Annotated in this window: 12 protein-coding genes; 10 read left to right on the forward strand and 2 right to left on the reverse strand. The window is 68.4% G+C overall.

All coding sequences use genetic code 11. The annotated features are described in order from the left end of the window. Positions 1-43: 43 nt before the first annotated feature. Positions 44-418, reverse strand: coding sequence for a four helix bundle protein (locus tag ACW17W_RS04430; protein WP_492079530.1), 375 nt, complete (start codon positions 416-418; stop codon positions 44-46). Between the two features lie 28 nt (positions 419-446). After that, positions 447-1151 carry a CoA transferase subunit A gene (locus tag ACW17W_RS04435; protein WP_492079531.1) on the reverse strand — a complete coding sequence of 235 codons (705 nt, stop codon included), beginning with the start codon at positions 1149-1151 and terminating at the stop codon, positions 447-449. Between the two features lie 191 nt (positions 1152-1342). Between ACW17W_RS04435 and ACW17W_RS04440 the strand changes: the two genes are divergently transcribed. The 10 genes from ACW17W_RS04440 (at position 1343) to ACW17W_RS04485 (ending at position 14581) form a co-directional block, all read left to right on the forward strand. Further along, the gene (locus ACW17W_RS04440; protein ID WP_492079532.1) at positions 1343-2248 is read left to right on the forward strand and encodes an SGNH/GDSL hydrolase family protein; all 906 of its coding nucleotides are present in this window, start codon (positions 1343-1345) and stop codon (positions 2246-2248) included. After that, on the forward strand, positions 2245-3081 hold the full coding sequence (locus tag ACW17W_RS04445) for a GDSL-type esterase/lipase family protein (RefSeq protein WP_492079533.1): 837 nt from the start codon (positions 2245-2247) through the stop codon (positions 3079-3081). The genes ACW17W_RS04440 and ACW17W_RS04445 overlap by 4 nt, the downstream gene beginning before the upstream one ends. After that, positions 3081-4499: an MBOAT family O-acyltransferase gene (locus tag ACW17W_RS04450; RefSeq protein WP_492079534.1), complete on the forward strand. Its 1419-nt coding sequence runs from the start codon at positions 3081-3083 to the stop codon at positions 4497-4499. Before ACW17W_RS04445 ends, ACW17W_RS04450 begins: the two co-directional genes overlap by 1 nt. A gap of 13 nt (positions 4500-4512) precedes the next feature. Beyond that, positions 4513-5085 carry a hypothetical protein gene (locus tag ACW17W_RS04455; RefSeq protein WP_492079535.1) on the forward strand — a complete coding sequence of 191 codons (573 nt, stop codon included), beginning with the start codon at positions 4513-4515 and terminating at the stop codon, positions 5083-5085. Positions 5086-5183: 98 nt separating this feature from the next. After that, entirely contained in the window at positions 5184-6323 is a 1140-nt protein-coding gene (locus tag ACW17W_RS04460) for a GNAT family N-acetyltransferase (RefSeq protein WP_492079536.1), read from the forward strand. Between the two features lie 8 nt (positions 6324-6331). After that, the gene (locus tag ACW17W_RS04465; RefSeq protein ID WP_492079537.1) at positions 6332-7282 is read left to right on the forward strand and encodes a glycosyltransferase family 2 protein; all 951 of its coding nucleotides are present in this window, start codon (positions 6332-6334) and stop codon (positions 7280-7282) included. Next, positions 7279-8160: a hypothetical protein gene (locus ACW17W_RS04470; RefSeq protein ID WP_492079538.1), complete on the forward strand. Its 882-nt coding sequence runs from the start codon at positions 7279-7281 to the stop codon at positions 8158-8160. Before ACW17W_RS04465 ends, ACW17W_RS04470 begins: the two co-directional genes overlap by 4 nt. Before the next feature lie 144 nt (positions 8161-8304). Next, positions 8305-10659, forward strand: a complete 2355-nt coding sequence (locus ACW17W_RS04475) for a TonB-dependent receptor (protein ID WP_492079539.1) — start codon at positions 8305-8307, stop codon at positions 10657-10659. A 101-nt stretch (positions 10660-10760) separates the two neighbouring features. Continuing rightward, entirely contained in the window at positions 10761-13268 is a 2508-nt protein-coding gene (locus tag ACW17W_RS04480) for a S9 family peptidase (RefSeq protein ID WP_492079540.1), read from the forward strand. A 242-nt stretch (positions 13269-13510) separates the two neighbouring features. Next, positions 13511-14581 carry a branched-chain amino acid aminotransferase gene (locus ACW17W_RS04485; RefSeq protein WP_492079541.1) on the forward strand — a complete coding sequence of 357 codons (1071 nt, stop codon included), beginning with the start codon at positions 13511-13513 and terminating at the stop codon, positions 14579-14581. The last annotated feature ends 59 nt before the right edge of the window (positions 14582-14640 follow it).

The following is a 14640-nucleotide window of genomic DNA, read 5'->3' on the forward strand; positions in this document are numbered from 1 at the left end:
GGGATGGGGTGTGGGGTATGGGGTGTGAGGCGGAGTATTAGCTTCAGTCGTCTTTCGCTCTGAGAGAGCGGATCAGGGCGCCGAGGCCGCGCCCGATTTTATCACAGCGGGCTAGTGCCGGTTCGATGTCACTCTTCGCCGCACAGTCGACTTCGGCGGCGATGATCAAGTGCGTCTCCAGTTCCTTCAACGATCCCTGCGCGATCATGAGGTGCCTGACATAATCCTTGCGAGTGCCCCGGCCGTATCCCTCGGCGATATTGGCGGGAACGGAGACTGAAGAGCGCCTGATCTGCGACGTCAGACCAAATAGCTCGTCCTTAGGAAAGGTGCGGGTGATGAGGTAGCAGGCCTTCACCAGCGCGATCCCGTCGCGCCAGACGGTCAGCTCACGGTATGAGGAAAGCCTCTCGGTCACCCCCTACACCCCACACCCCACACCCCTGTCAGACGGCCTCCCGTTGCCGCACCGTCCGCTGTTCGATGCGCTTTTCGGACACGGTCTGGACGATGCGGTCGACGTAGATGCCCGGCGTATGGATGTGGTCGGGGTCCAGCGAGCCGACGGGGACGATCTCCTCGACCTCGACGACCGTGACCTTGCCGGCCGTGGCCATCATCGGGTTGAAGTTGCGGGCCGTCTTGCGGAAGACGAGGTTGCCGCGCTCGTCGGCCTTCCACGCCTTGATGATCGCCAGGTCGGCCACCAGCCCGGTTTCCATGACATATTTGCGACCGTCGAACTCGCGGACCTCCTTGCCTTCGGCGACCAGGGTGCCGACGCCGGTGGCGGTGAAGAAAGCGGGGATGCCGGCGCCGCCGGCCCGGATGCGTTCGGCGAGCGTCCCTTGCGGGTTGAACTCCAGCTCCAGTTCGCCGGCCAGATACTGGCGCTCGAACTCCTTGTTCTCGCCGACATAGGACGAGATCATCTTGGATATCTGCCGCGTGCCCAGCAGCTGGCCCAGGCCGAAGCCGTCGACCCCGGCGTTGTTGGAGATGACCGTCAGGCCCTTGACGCCGCTGTCCCGCAGGGCCGCGATCAGGTTCTCCGGGATTCCGCAAAGGCCGAAGCCGCCGGACATGACGGTCATGCCGTCGAAAACCACCCCCTCCAGCGCAGTGGCGGGGTCAGCGACAATCTTTCCCATGGGCGTCCTCTGGATTTCATCTGTTGATGAATATTGCTTGGGGCCAGTCATAACGGTGACAGGCTACAGCGGCAAGCCACATCACGGCCAGAGCCGGTCCGTGCGCGAGTTCGCTTAAGGCGCGCGGACAGTGGCGGCGGCGGCGGGACCGGCTATGACGGTTGACCGGGAGAGGGCGAGGCGCATCGGGCGTGAAGGCGGACATCAATACACTGACGGCGGCCTTGCTGGCCGGGGTGCTGATCGGGGTCGCCGCGACGCCCGACGGTCGCGCGTGGCTGCGCCACCCCACTTTCATGTTCGGCGCCGGCGCGCGGGCATCGGCGTCGCCTGAGTCTCGATCCACCCGTCTCTCCGCGCCCGTCGTCGCGGCGCCCGCGTCCCCGGCCCTGACGCCCCCCACATCCCTGAAGGCGCGCATGGCCCGGGGTCGGTTGACCGTGGCGGTTTTCGGCGACTCCATGGCCGACGGGGTCTGGACCGCCCTCTATCGCGATCTGAAACCGGTGGAGGGGGTGGAGGTCGTGCGGTTCAGCACCGTGTCCACGGGTCTGTCGCGCTATGACTATCTGGACGTCCAGGCGCAGACGACACGCCAGATCGCCGACCAGGCCGGGGCCGGCCGTCCCGTCGACGCGGCCGTCATCCTGTTCGGCACGAACGACGCCCAGGCGATCAGCCTGGACGGCCGCATCCTGGCCTTCGGCACGGACGAGTGGAAGGCCGCCTATGCCCGGCGCGTCGATGATCTGGTGGTCCTGCTGCGAAGTCGTGACATCGTGGTCTATTGGGTCGGCCTGCCCCGGATGAAGCGCCCGGCCTTCGATGCCAAGGCGGAACAGATCAATGCGGTGGTTCAGGCGCGCATGTCGGCCCTGGGGGTCCCGTGGCTGCCGACGACGGGCCTGACTTCGGACGCCTCAGGCCGGTATGACGCCTTCGCCCCGGCGGACGCCTCGGGGCGGCGCCGGCTGTTGCGGGCCAATGACGGGATCCACATGTCGATGACGGGCTATCTGAGGATCGCCGCACCCGTCGCCCGCCTCATCCGCACCGACGCGGGGATCCAGGCCGCCGCCGCCGGCGCGGCCGGATGAAGGCCCGGGCGCTGGCGGCCTGCGTCCTGGGCCTGACCGCCTCTGCGGTCCCGGCCGCCGGTCAGGTCCGCCCCTGGACCCCCCTGCCGTCGCCCATTGGCGTGACCTGCCCTGGCGGCCTGTGCGGGGCCGCGGCGCTGACGCCCTTTTTCCGGACGATGGATCCGCGCGGCGGGCCGCCCGTCCGGATTGTCCAGTTCGGCGACAGTCATACGGCGGCCGGATGGATCACCGGCGCTCTTGAGGAACGGCTGCGGGCCGCCTTTCCCGACCGGGACGTCCGGGTGATGGCCATCGGCCGGGTCGGGGCCGTTCTGGCCGATCCGGCCCTGTTGACGCCGCCGGATCAAGCGCGTGACGCGGCCCTGTTCATCCTGGCCTATGGCACCAATGACGGGTTCGACGACGCTCTGGACATTCCCGCCTGGACGCAACAGCTGCAGGACAGGATCGCGAACCTGAGACGGTATTCGCCGCACGCCGCCGTCCTGGTTCTCGGTGCGCCCGAGGCGATGCGCAGCGAAGGCGGCGGGGTCTGTCCCGGCGACGTGGAGGGTCGCTGGCGCGCGCCGCCTATGCTGGCCGCCGTGCGTCGGGCCCAGCGGGATGCGGCCTTGTTCGCCGGCGCCGCCTACTGGGACTGGAGCGGGCGTATGGGCGGCGCCTGCGCGGCCCACCGCCTGAGCCTGCCCGACATCGCCGGCGAAAGCCTGATGCGAGCCGACCATGTGCATTTCAGCCCGTCCGGGGCCGACTGGATCGCCGGCCTGCTGTTCGACGACCTGATGACCGCCGGCCGCCTCTGGTCGGACCGCAGGGCAGGGGCGCGCTGATGCTGTTTCCGACCCTCGCCTTCGGCGTCTTCTTTCTGGTCGTCTTCTTCGTGGCCTGGTCGCTGGATCGCGAGAACGGCCGTCGCAAACTGTTCCTGCTGCTGGCCAGCTGGTTCTTCTACGCCCAGTGGGACTGGCGGTTCGTCGGCCTGCTGATCGCCTCGGCCGTGCTGAACTGGGCCGTGGGCGTGATGATCGCGCGGCGCGAGACGGGCGAGGACGGCCGCCGCATCGGGGCGGGGGGATGGATCGCGCTCGGCGTCGTCGTCAACCTGGCCGTGCTGGCGACGTTCAAATACTATGGCTTCTTCGTCGAACAGGCGGGCGAGCTTCTGACCCGGTTCGGCTGGGGCCGCGACCTGCCTCTGCTGCAGATCGTCCTGCCGGTCGGCGTCTCGTTCTTCACCTTCCAGGGCATCAGCTATATCGTCGATGTGGCGCGCGGAAAGACGCCGCCGGCGCGGTCCCTGCTGGATGTGATGCTGCTGCTCAGCTTCTTTCCGCATCTGGTCGCCGGGCCGATCGTGCGCGCGTCTGACCTGTTGCCGCAGTTCGAGCGGCCGGCCCGGCTCAGCCGCGAAATGGCGGTGCACGGCCTGCTGCTGATCGTCTGGGGCCTGTTCAAGAAGACGGTGATCGCGTCCGAACTGGCGACCAACCTCGTCGATCCGGTCTTCCTGGACCCTGCCGCCCACGGGGCGCTGGATATCGCCGCCGCCGTCTATGGCTATGCGGTCCAGATCTATTGCGACTTCTCGGCCTATTCCGACATGGCGATTGGGCTGGCGGCCCTGCTGGGCTATTCGTTCGCCCGGAATTTCGACCAGCCGTATCGCGCCCGCTCGCTGCAGGATTTCTGGCGGCGCTGGCACATCAGCCTGTCCAGCTGGCTGCGCGACTATGTCTATGTCCCGCTGGGCGGCGGTCGTCACGGCCTGGTCCGCTCCTGTCTGAACGTCCTCATCACCATGCTGCTGGGCGGCCTGTGGCACGGCGCCGCCTGGACCTTTGTGGCCTGGGGGGCCCTGCACGGCGGCGCCCTGGCGGTCGAACGACTGGGGCGGGCGGCGCTCGGCGGGGCGTATCGCGTCCCGGTCTGGATCGGGATCTTCGTCACCTTCCACATCGTCTGCCTCGGCTGGATCCTGTTCCGCGCCGAGAGCTTCGATCTGGCCACCGCCATGCTGGCGGGTCTGGGCCGGGTCCAGCCCATCGCCGTGCTGACCCCGCTGAGTCTTGCCCTTGTCGCGGGCGGTCTGTGCCTTCACGCCCTGCCGCCGCGCGCCGTCGAGGGCCTGGCCCGGCGCATGGCTCCGGCGCCGTCCCTGACCCTGGGCCTGCTGACCGGAGCGGCGATTCTGCTGGTCGAGGCCATGCGTCCGGACGGCGTGGCGCCCTTTATCTATTTCCAGTTCTGAGGCGGAGGCGGCGATGAGCGGGTTTCCCGAAGACGACGACGCCCCGGCCCCCTTTCCCACCGGGCCCTTCATCCCCGGGCCGGTGACGTCTCCCTTCCCGCCCCTGGGTGAGGAGATGCAACCGCCGGCGGCTGCATCAGTGGCTGCGTCACCGACGGACGCTCTTGCGGACCCCGCGACAGATTCACCGGCTGGCGCCGGGCCTCACCCGGCGTCGTCGCCGCGCAGACCGACCCTCCCGCGGCCTCTGGTCGCCCTGGGCCGCTTCGCCTTTCCGCCCGAAGACAGACCTGACGAAGCCGGAGAGGCGGCGCGCACGGTGCGCTGGGTCGGGCGTTCGATCCTGACGTCCACGGCCTTTCTCGTCCTGTTCAACATTGCGGCGGTCCAGGACTGGGCGGACCGACAGCCGCCCGGCTGGGTTGTGACGACGGTGCGTCGCCTGGCCGACGTCTGGGCGGAACAGACCGCCGAACTGGGGGCTGACCGTCCTCGCCAGATCGTGCATGACGGCTGGCGTACGGCCCGCGACGCGCGGTTTCCTGACGCCTCTTCCCAGAAGGACCGCATTGGTAACCTGCGGTAGAGGTTGGGCGGTTATGTTGCGCTGTCTCGTCGCACCCTGGCTGAAGGATTGCAGCCCCGGGGGCGTTCGTTCTGAAGTGTTTCAATATGGTCGGCGCTGTGCGGTCCCTTTTCGTGGAAATCCTGCCTGCTGCGGCCCTGCGCCCGGCGGATGCCGCGGCGTGGATGGCGATCCAGTCCGACCAGCCCGCCTTCGCCAGTCCCCTGCTCGGACCGGGATTCGCCATGGCCGTGGGCCGGGTGCGGGAGGACGCCCATGTGGCGGTGTTCCGGCGTGACGGCCGGGCCGTCGGCTTTCTGGCCCATCACCGGCGGCCGGGAGGGTTTGGCCGCCCGATCGGGGCGCCCTTTTCCGACTACCACGCGGTGGTCGCACACCGGGATGCCTTCGGTCCGGATGACAATGTGGTGGCCCTGGCGGGGCTCAAGGCCTTTCGCCACAGCGGGCTGATCGATCCCTACGGCCTCTTTCCGACGACCGGACGGGACCACGAGGCCTTCTCCATCGAACTGGACGGGACGGCCGAGGCCTATCTGGAGGGGGTGCGCGCCGCCAGTCCCAAGAAGTTCAAGAACTACCGCCGCCTGCAGAACCGCCTTGCCGAACTGGGGGCGCCGGCCCTGCGCGCCGACGGCGACACCGGGACCTTCGAGACGCTGCTGCGCTGGAAGAGCGAACAGTTCGTCCGCACCGGCGCCCAGGACGTCCTGCGGCCCGTCTGGGTCCGGGCCCTGATGAGGGAGCTGTTCCGCACGACCGAGGGTCCGACGACCGGGCTGATGCTGACCCTTCATGCCGGAGATCGTCTGGTCGGCGGCCATTTCGGCATCCGTCAGGGCGGCGTCTACCATCCCTGGATCGCCTCGATGGACCCGGATCTCGCGGCCTATTCCCCGGGCAACGCCTTCCTCGATCAGGCCATTCGCGCCATGCCGGCCCTGGGGCTGAAGGTGTATGATCTGGGCGTCGGCCATGACCACTACAAGCGGCCGTTCACCTCCACGGTGAAGACGGTGACCAGCGGGTTCCAGTCGGCCCCGGGCGTCCCGGGCGCCTTGAGCCGGGCCGGGGAAACGGCCTGGAGCCTGGGCGCCCTGGGCCGTTCGGGCGCAGTCGACAAGGTCCGTCGGCGGCTCGACCACATCGCCACCACCGATCCGTCGGTTCGGGGACGGATGCACGGCCTGCTGGAGGCGGTCGCGGCGACGCGACGACGTTCCCTGACGGCCGGGGACTGAGGGTGGCGGTGAAGCCTGCGATCTCGATCGTTATTCCGACACGCGGCCGCCCGGGTCCGCTGGCGACGGCGCTCGCCTCGGCCCTGTCGCAGACCGGGGTGACCGGCGGCTTCGAGGTCGTGGTGGTGGACAATGACGCCGATCCGACAGCCCGACCCGGGGTGATGGCCATGGCGGCGACAGCCGTTGCGCCGGTCGTCTATGTCCACGAACCGCGTCCGGGCGTGGCTCACGCGCGCAACAGCGGGGTGGCGGCGGCGCACGGCCCCCTGATCGCCTTTCTCGATGATGATGAGGAGGCCCCGGCCGGCTGGCTGGCGGAACTGATGAAGGTCCAGGTCTCGACCGGCGCCGATGTCGTCTTCGGCCCGGTGCAGGGCCGCATCCCCGACACGGTGGGCCGGCATCGCGCCTATCTGCAGCGGTTCTTCTCCCGCACGGGGCCGGAGGCGTCAGGACCCATCCCCAACTACTACGGCTGCGGCAACAGCCTGATCCGGCGCGCCGCCCTGCCGGATCCGGTCACGCCCTTCAACCCGATCCGCAACCTCATCGGCGGAGAGGACGATCTGCTGTTCGGCGGCATGCAGGTCGCTGGCGCCCGGTTTGCCTGGGCCGCCGACGCCTGGGTTCACGAGGACCCCGTCCCGGCCCGGCTGAACCTGGGATACGCCCTGTCCCGCGCCTTCGCCTACGGCCAGGGCCCAAGCTCGCACTGCGCCGCCCGCACCCCGCCAGACTGGGCCGGCGTCATCGGCTGGATGGGCGTCGGCGTGGTCCAGTCGGTGATCCATGGCGTGCCGGGCGTCGTCCAGTACCTTCTCGGCGCGCCCGGCGCGGCCGACCGTCTGGATCGCGCGGCGCGCGGTCTGGGCAAGACCTTCTGGGGCGGTCCGATGAAGATCGCCTTCTATGGACCCCGGTCCCGAAGCTACACGACGGCAAGCGACACCCCATGACCATCATCACCGACTGGACCCCCGAAAAGGCGGCGCAGATGACGCGCGCCAATCTGGCGTTCGAACACAGGCTGCACGAACGGCCCATGTTCGATGACGCGGGCCTGATCTCGCTGCTCGACCGCTATCCACGCGAAAAGCTTGGCGTGTTCACCATGGGCGAGGATCCGGTCGACTGGCAAAGCTGGCGGCGCGGCTCGCCCGGCGACCTGTCCGGCGAGCAACTGCTGCGCGCGGCGCAGGAGGGCCGCATCTGGCTGAACCTGCGTCACGCCAACGACCATCTGCCGGAATACGCCGCCCTTGAGGAGGAGATCTTCGCCGAGAAGCGCGAGCGGTCCGGCCTCAACGGCTTCAAACGCGACCTCGGCATGCTGATCTCTTCGGCGAACGCCCAGGTCTTCTACCATCTGGACGTTCCCCTGGTTTCGCTCTGGCAGCTGCGGGGGGAGAAGCGGGTCTGGGTCTATCCAGTGGCTGAACCCTGCGTCGGCGACGCCCAGCTGGAGCGTATCGTCCTGCGCGAGACCGCCGAACAGATGGCCTTCGCCCCGTCGATGGATGCGGTCGCCGAGGTGTTCGACCTGACCCCCGGCAAGATGGTCACCTGGCGCCAGAACGCGCCGCACCGGATCGTCAACGGCCCCATGCTCAATGTGTCGCTGAGCATCGAATTCATGACCCCGGCGGCCCTGATGCGCGCCAATGTCCTTTACGCCAACGGCCTGCTGAGGAAGTCGGGGTTGCGACCGCGCATCCAGGCCGCGCCCCACCCGGCCGCCCTGGCCAAGATCGCCCTGGCGCGCGCCGCCAAGGCCTCGGGCCTGGCCCGAACTTTCGAGAGAACCCTGCCGGAGACCTTTCGACTGGAAGGGTAGCGGCAAGTTTTCGCCTTACATCGCTCTTTCCAGCGATAATCTTTCCTGGAGGCGGCTTCGGTCGAAATTCGGTGTGGAAATGTGCGCGATTTCGTGAAAGGCGATCGCGCCGCCGCTTCCGGTGACGCTGCCTGCATGTCCTGAATGTCCTTCCCGTTCTGCCTGACCCTCGTCCATGCCCTGATGCTCCCGCCGGGGGCCGTTGAGCCTGCCGCTCCGGCGGACACCGTCGACGCCATCGTAGTTACAGCCCAGCGCCGCGCAGGCCGGCTGGAAGGGACGCCCGTCGCCGTATCGGTACTGCCGGGCGCCCTGCTGGATGATGCAGGGGTGCGCGATATCAAGGATCTGGCGGTTGTGGCTCCGGGCCTGCTGGTCGCCTCGACCTCGAACCAGACCTTCACCACCGCCCGTATTCGGGGCGTGGGGACCGTCGGCGACAATCCCGGGCTGGAAAGCTCGGTCGGCGTGGTGATCGACGGGGTCTTCCGCGCCCGCAACGGGGTGGCCCTCGGAGATCTTGGGGAACTGGCGCGGATCGAGGTGATCCGGGGGCCGCAGAACACCCTGTTCGGCCAGAACACCTCGGCCGGCGTCATCAATGTCGTGACCCGTCCGCCAACCTTCACGCGCTCGGCGGGTGGCGAGGCGACGGTGGGAAACTATGACGCACGCGGCGGTTCGATCATGCTCAATGGCCCCCTGATCGAGGGCCGACTGGCCGGGCGGTTGAACCTCGCCGTGCGCCGCCGCGACGGCTTTTCACGTGTTACTACAGGGGAGGGGCCCCGGACAGCACGGGAGGACCAGACCGAAGCCTATGAAACCCTTCGCGCGCAGCTGCTCTATACCCCGTCAACGGGTCTGGTGGCGCGTCTGACGGCTGATGTCACCGAGCGAGACGAGCGCTGCTGTGTCGGTGTGCAAACCGTCGTCGGATCCGCCGCTGCCCTGCTGGCCGCCTTCTCTCCGGATGGGGGCGTGGCCGCGATTGCCGATCCCTGGGCAAGGGTCGCCTGGTCTAACCGCGACACCCGCACCCGGATCAGCGACAGCGGGGTCGCCCTCCATATCGAGGCCGATACGGCCTGGGGCAAGCTGACCTCGACCACGGCGGCGCGCCGCTGGCGCGCGGTTCTGGGCCAGGACTGGGACTTTTCCTCGGCCGATCTGGCTTACAGGCCGGACGATGGCTCATGGTCCAACCGTTTCCACACGCTCAGCCAGGAATTGAGGCTGGACGGATCGCGCGGTCGTGCCGACTACAGCCTCGGGGGCTATGTGGCGCACGAGCGATTGTTGCGTCGCGACAGCCTGTTCTACGGGTCTGGCTATGAGGCCTATGTCTCGCGGCTATTGTCGCGGACGACCGCCCTGCCGATGGGCGATCCGAACCATATCTCGACCTTGACCGGACGGGCCCCGGGCACGAATTTCGTGGTCGGACAGGGGCTGGTGGACGTCTATCGCCAGTCGGCCGAAACCCTGGCCCTCTTCGGCCAGCAGACCACAGCCCTGAGCGACCGTCTCTCCGTGACCACCGGCCTGCGGTGGACCCGTATCGAAAAGACGCTCGAGGCGGATCAGGACAATACCGATGACGGTCAAGCCTGTGCGGCCGCCCTGTCGCATGGTGTGGTCAGCGGCACCCTTTGTCTGCCCTGGTCCAACCCGGCCTTCAATGACCGCCGTCACACCGAAGGCTTTACCGATACCGCATGGTCCGGAAATCTCAGGGCCGAGTACCGCCCGGTGTCCGGCCTGCTGACCTATCTGTCCTGGTCGCGGGGTCTGAAGAGTGGCGGGTTCAATCTGGACCGGACCCAGACCGGCCTTGTTCCCGATGCGTCCCTGGCCTTCCCGGCAGAAACGGTCGAGGCCTATGAGGCCGGACTGCGTTCGGCCCCTTTCGGCGGCCGACTCCAACTGGGTATCACGGCCTTCCATCAGGCCTATGAGGATTTCCAGCTCAACACCTTCCTCGGCACGACCTTCCTCGTCCGCTCGATTCCGGTGGTTACCGCCAGGGGTGGGGAGGTCGAGGCGACCACGCGACCGTTCGACGGCTTCAGGCTGCAGGGCGGGGTGGTCTATGCCCAGACGGAATACGGAGACGCGGCCGTGGCGGGCCTGCCGCGTCTTGCCGGGGCGAGGCTTTCGTTCGCGCCCCTGTGGTCCGGTACCCTGTCGGCGTCACTTGAGCGACCGTTGACCGGGACGTTGACCGGACGGCTGCTGCTGGCGGCCAAATTCAGCTCGGACTATAACACCGGCTCGGATCTTGAGCCGTTCAAGGTCCAGCCTGCGCACTGGACGGTCAATGGACGCGCCGTCGTGGCCGGTTCTGATCGTGACTGGAGCCTCGAGCTCTGGGCCGCGAACCTGTTCGACCAGGATATTGTCCAGGTGGCGTTCGGCGCCCCCTTCCAGACGGGGACGACGGGCGCCTTCCCCGGCGCCCCCCGGACTGTGGGACTGACGGTCCGCATCCGTCGCTGATGTACCGGCGGCCGGTCGAAAGAGTGGTGTTGACCCTGGCGGTCGGGCGGCTCTAGCCTTCGCCAGCCGTGCCGCGTGGGCAGGGGCCGTGGGGTAGTGTCATGCGTCTTCGTCGTTCGCTTCGGGCCGGATCGGGCCTTCTGTCCATCATGCTCGCCGCCGGTCTGGTCGCGGGGACGGCACAGGCTGGTGCTCTGGCCCTGTCCCAGGCGTCGTCTCCGGCTGCCGCCGATGCCGCCCCTGCCTATCAGCACCCCCCCGCGCCGATCCCCGCCATCCTCGACGCGGCGCCCACTCCGGCGCCGTCGATCAGTCCGGATCGCAAGTCTCTGGCCCTGTTCGACCGGTCCAATCTGCCGCCGATTTCCGAACTGGCCGAGCCCATGCTGCGTCTGGCGGGCTATCGCATCAACCCTCGCAACAACGGCCCGGCCAACAGCCGCGCGGCATGGCTGACCGGGCTCAGCCTGCAGCCGGTCGAGGGCGGCGCCGTCCGTCGTGTCGCCCTGCCAGAGGGCGCCCGGTTCCTGTCGCCGTCCTGGTCGCCCGACGGCCGCCAGATCGCCCTGACGCTTGATCGTCCGACCGGGCTTGAGCTGTGGGTCGTCGACGTCGCCGCCGGCACGGCGCGCAACCTGACCGAGGCGCGGGTCAATGCGGCCATAGGCTCCGGCTTCAGCTGGCTGCCGGACAGTTCGGGCCTGATCGTGCGCATGACGCCGGCCGGCCGCGGCGCCGCCCCGGACGTGACCTCGGCCCCGACCGGCCCCATCGTGGAACAGACCATCGGCCGCTCGGCCCCGGTCCGCACCTATCAGGATCTGCTGCGCGATTCCGGCGACGAAGCCCTGTTCGACCATTATTTCACGGCCCAGCTGACCCACGTTCCCCTGTCCGGCGCGGCCCGCAGCCTCGGCGCGCCCGGGGTCATCCTCGGCGCCTCGACCTCGCCGGACGGAAAATACCTGCTCCAGACCCGGGTCAAGCGGCCCTACAGCTACAATGTCCCCGCAGGCCTGTTCCCGGCCGAGGTCGTTGTCACCGACCTTCAGGGCCGCATCGTGCACCCCGTCGCCGACCTGCCGCTGCGCGACGACATTCCCTCGGCCTTCGATGCCGTGTCCAACGGACCGCGTTCAGTCCAGTGGCGTGACGACGTGGACGCGACCCTGGTCTGGGTCGAGGCCCAGGACGGCGGCGACGTTCGTCGTGAAGCCCCGGTGCGCGACCGCGTCTTCAGCCTGGCCGCCCCCTTCACCGGTTCGCCCTCCACCCTGATCGATCTTCCGGAACGGTTCGGCGGCGTGGCCTGGGGCGACGCCGACACGGCCCTGGTGTTCAGCCGCTGGTTCAACACCCGTCATGAGACCCGCTATCTGGTCGATCCGTCGAAGCCGGGAACGGGGCGCGTCCTGCTCGAGCGCAACTATCAGGACCGCTACAATGATCCGGGTTCGCCCCTGATGGAGACCAATGCGCGCGGCCGTTCGGTCATGCAGTTCATCGACGGCGGTCGTCGCATCCTGACCGAAGGCGACGGCGCCACGCGTCAGGGCTCCTATCCCTTCCTCGCCGCCCTGGACCTGTCGTCCGGAGAAACCGAGCGCCTCTGGACCTCGGCGCCCGGCGAGTACGAGACCATCGTCGGCACGCTGGACGAGGAAGGCCGTCGCCTCGTCACGCGTCGTGAGACCAAATTGGCGCCCCCGAACATCCAGATCCGCGACCGGGCCTCCGGCGCCACCACGGCCCTGACCAGCTTCCCCGACCCGGCGCCGCAACTGGCCGACGTCCAGCGCAGCCTGATCACCTATGCGCGCGAAGACGGGGTCCAGCTATCGGGCACCCTCTATCTGCCGGCGGGCTACGACAAGACGCGTGACGGTCCCCTGCCGCTGGTCATGTGGGCCTATCCGGCCGAGTTCACCGACGCCGCCGTGGCCGGCCAGGTCGTCGACACCGACAACCGGTTTGTGCGACCCGGCGGCTCCAGCCACCTGTTCCTGCTGACCCAGGGCTATGCGGTGCTCGACAATCCGACCATGCCCATCATCGGCCGTGACGGCGCGGAACCCAATGACACCTATATCGCACAGCTCAGGGCCTCGGCCGAGGCGGCGGTCAAGGCTGTGGTCGATCTGGGCGTGGCCGATCCCGAAAGGCTGGCCGTCGGCGGCCACTCCTACGGCGCCTTCATGACCGCCAACCTGCTGGCCCACACCGACCTGTTCCGCACCGGCATCGCCCGGTCGGGCGCCTATAACCGGACCCTGACGCCGTTCGGCTTCCAGGCCGAACAACGCACCTACTGGGAGGCGCTGGACACCTATACGGAGATGTCGCCTTTCACCTACGCCAACAAGGTCAATGAGCCGATCCTGCTGATCCACGGCCAGGCGGACGACAACTCGGGCACCTTCCCGGTCCAGTCCGAGCGCTTCTATGCGGCGCTCAAGGGCAATGGCGCGACCGTGCGCTATGTGGTCCTGCCGCTGGAGGCCCACGGCTATCGCGCCCGCGAATCCGTCGGTCACACCCTGTGGGAAACGATCCGCTGGCTGGACCAGTATGTGAAGAACGCCCCGCCGCGTACACCGGCTGCGCAATAGGTCGTCGGGCCAATCGCGCGGGAAGGGGCGGTCCATCGGGCCGCCTCTTCTGCCTTTGGTGGTGGAAGACGATCCGCGTGAACGCGCGCGTGGTGGTGCATCCGAGCAGTTGCCGTCGCCCGGGCGCGACAAGCGCTGCGATCCGTGAGGCTTCACGCAAAAAATCATCCCCCGCAGTCGCCTCCGCCGCCGGCCCGCGTTAGAACCGCGGCGACCGACGCCGCGTCCGAAGGAAGTCCCGCGTGAACATTCTGCCGCATACCAACCCGACTCCCGCCGACGAGCGTGCGCGCCTGATGCTCGATCCCGGCTTCGGCCGGATCTTCACCGACCATATGGCGACGATCCGCTGGACCACGGCCGACGGCTGGCACGATGCGAAGATCGAGGCGCGCAAACCCTTCCAGATCGATCCGGCCGCCAGCGTCCTGCACTACGCCCAGGAAATCTTCGAGGGGATGAAGGCCTACAAGGCCGGCAACGCGGTGACCCTGTTCCGCCCCACCGAGAACGCCCGCCGCTTCAACGACTCGGCCGAGCGTCTGGCCATGCCGACCATCCCCGAAGACCTGTTCATCGGCGCCATCGAGGCCCTGGTCCGCGTCGATCGCGACTGGATCCCGGAAGGGGAGGGAAGCCTCTATCTGCGGCCCTTCATGATCTCGACCGAGGCCTTCCTCGGCGTGCGGCCGTCCAATGAATATCTGTTCTGCGTCATCGCCTCGCCGGCCGGCGCCTATTTCAAGGGCGGCGCCAAACCGGTGAAGGTCTGGGTCTCGGACGACTACACCCGCGCGGCCCCCGGTGGCACGGGCGCGGCCAAGTGCGGCGGCAACTACGCCGCCAGCCTGGTCGCCCAGGCCCAGGCGGTGAAGAACGGCTGCGACCAGGTCGTCTTCCTCGACGCCGCCGAACATCGCTGGGTCGAGGAGCTGGGCGGGATGAACGTCTTCTTCGTCTTCGATGACGGCTCCATGCGCACCCCGCCGCTGGGCACCATCCTGCCCGGCATCACCCGCGACTCGATCCTGACCCTGGCCCGCGACGAGGGCATCGCCATCGAGGAGGCGCCCTACAGTTTCGACGACTGGCAGGCCGACGCCGCCTCGGGCCGGCTGAAAGAAGTCTTCGCCTGCGGCACCGCCGCCGTCGTCGCCGCCATCGGCGAGATACGCTTTACCGGCGGAACCCGGCTGATCGCCGACGGCAATGACGGCCCGGTGACGCAACGCCTGCGCGCCCGGCTCACGGGCCTGCAGCGCGGCCTGGAGCCCGATCCCCACGGCTGGCGCCACGTCATCGACATGGGGTGAAGGCGGCCTTTGAGGGGTCTTGCGACTGTCGAGGTGGCGATCCCGGAGGGGCGGGGCAA

Source organism: Brevundimonas sp. FV1ye29L (genome assembly GCF_058681095.1).

Bases quoted from the DNA above. Each gene is read 5' to 3' on its own strand.
- ACW17W_RS04445 (WP_492079533.1), top strand. From the start codon at position 2,245: ATGAAGGCCCGGGCGCTGGCGGCCTGCGTCCTGGGCCTGACCGCCTCT.
- ACW17W_RS04480 (WP_492079540.1), top strand. From the start codon at position 10,761: ATGCGTCTTCGTCGTTCGCTTCGGGCCGGATCGGGCCTTCTGTCCATC.
- ACW17W_RS04450 (WP_492079534.1), top strand. From the start codon at position 3,081: ATGCTGTTTCCGACCCTCGCCTTCGGCGTCTTCTTTCTGGTCGTCTTC.
- ACW17W_RS04475 (WP_492079539.1), top strand. From the start codon at position 8,305: ATGTCCTTCCCGTTCTGCCTGACCCTCGTCCATGCCCTGATGCTCCCG.
- ACW17W_RS04455 (WP_492079535.1), top strand. From the start codon at position 4,513: ATGAGCGGGTTTCCCGAAGACGACGACGCCCCGGCCCCCTTTCCCACC.
- ACW17W_RS04435 (WP_492079531.1), bottom strand. From the start codon at position 1,151: ATGGGAAAGATTGTCGCTGACCCCGCCACTGCGCTGGAGGGGGTGGTT.
- ACW17W_RS04470 (WP_492079538.1), top strand. From the start codon at position 7,279: ATGACCATCATCACCGACTGGACCCCCGAAAAGGCGGCGCAGATGACG.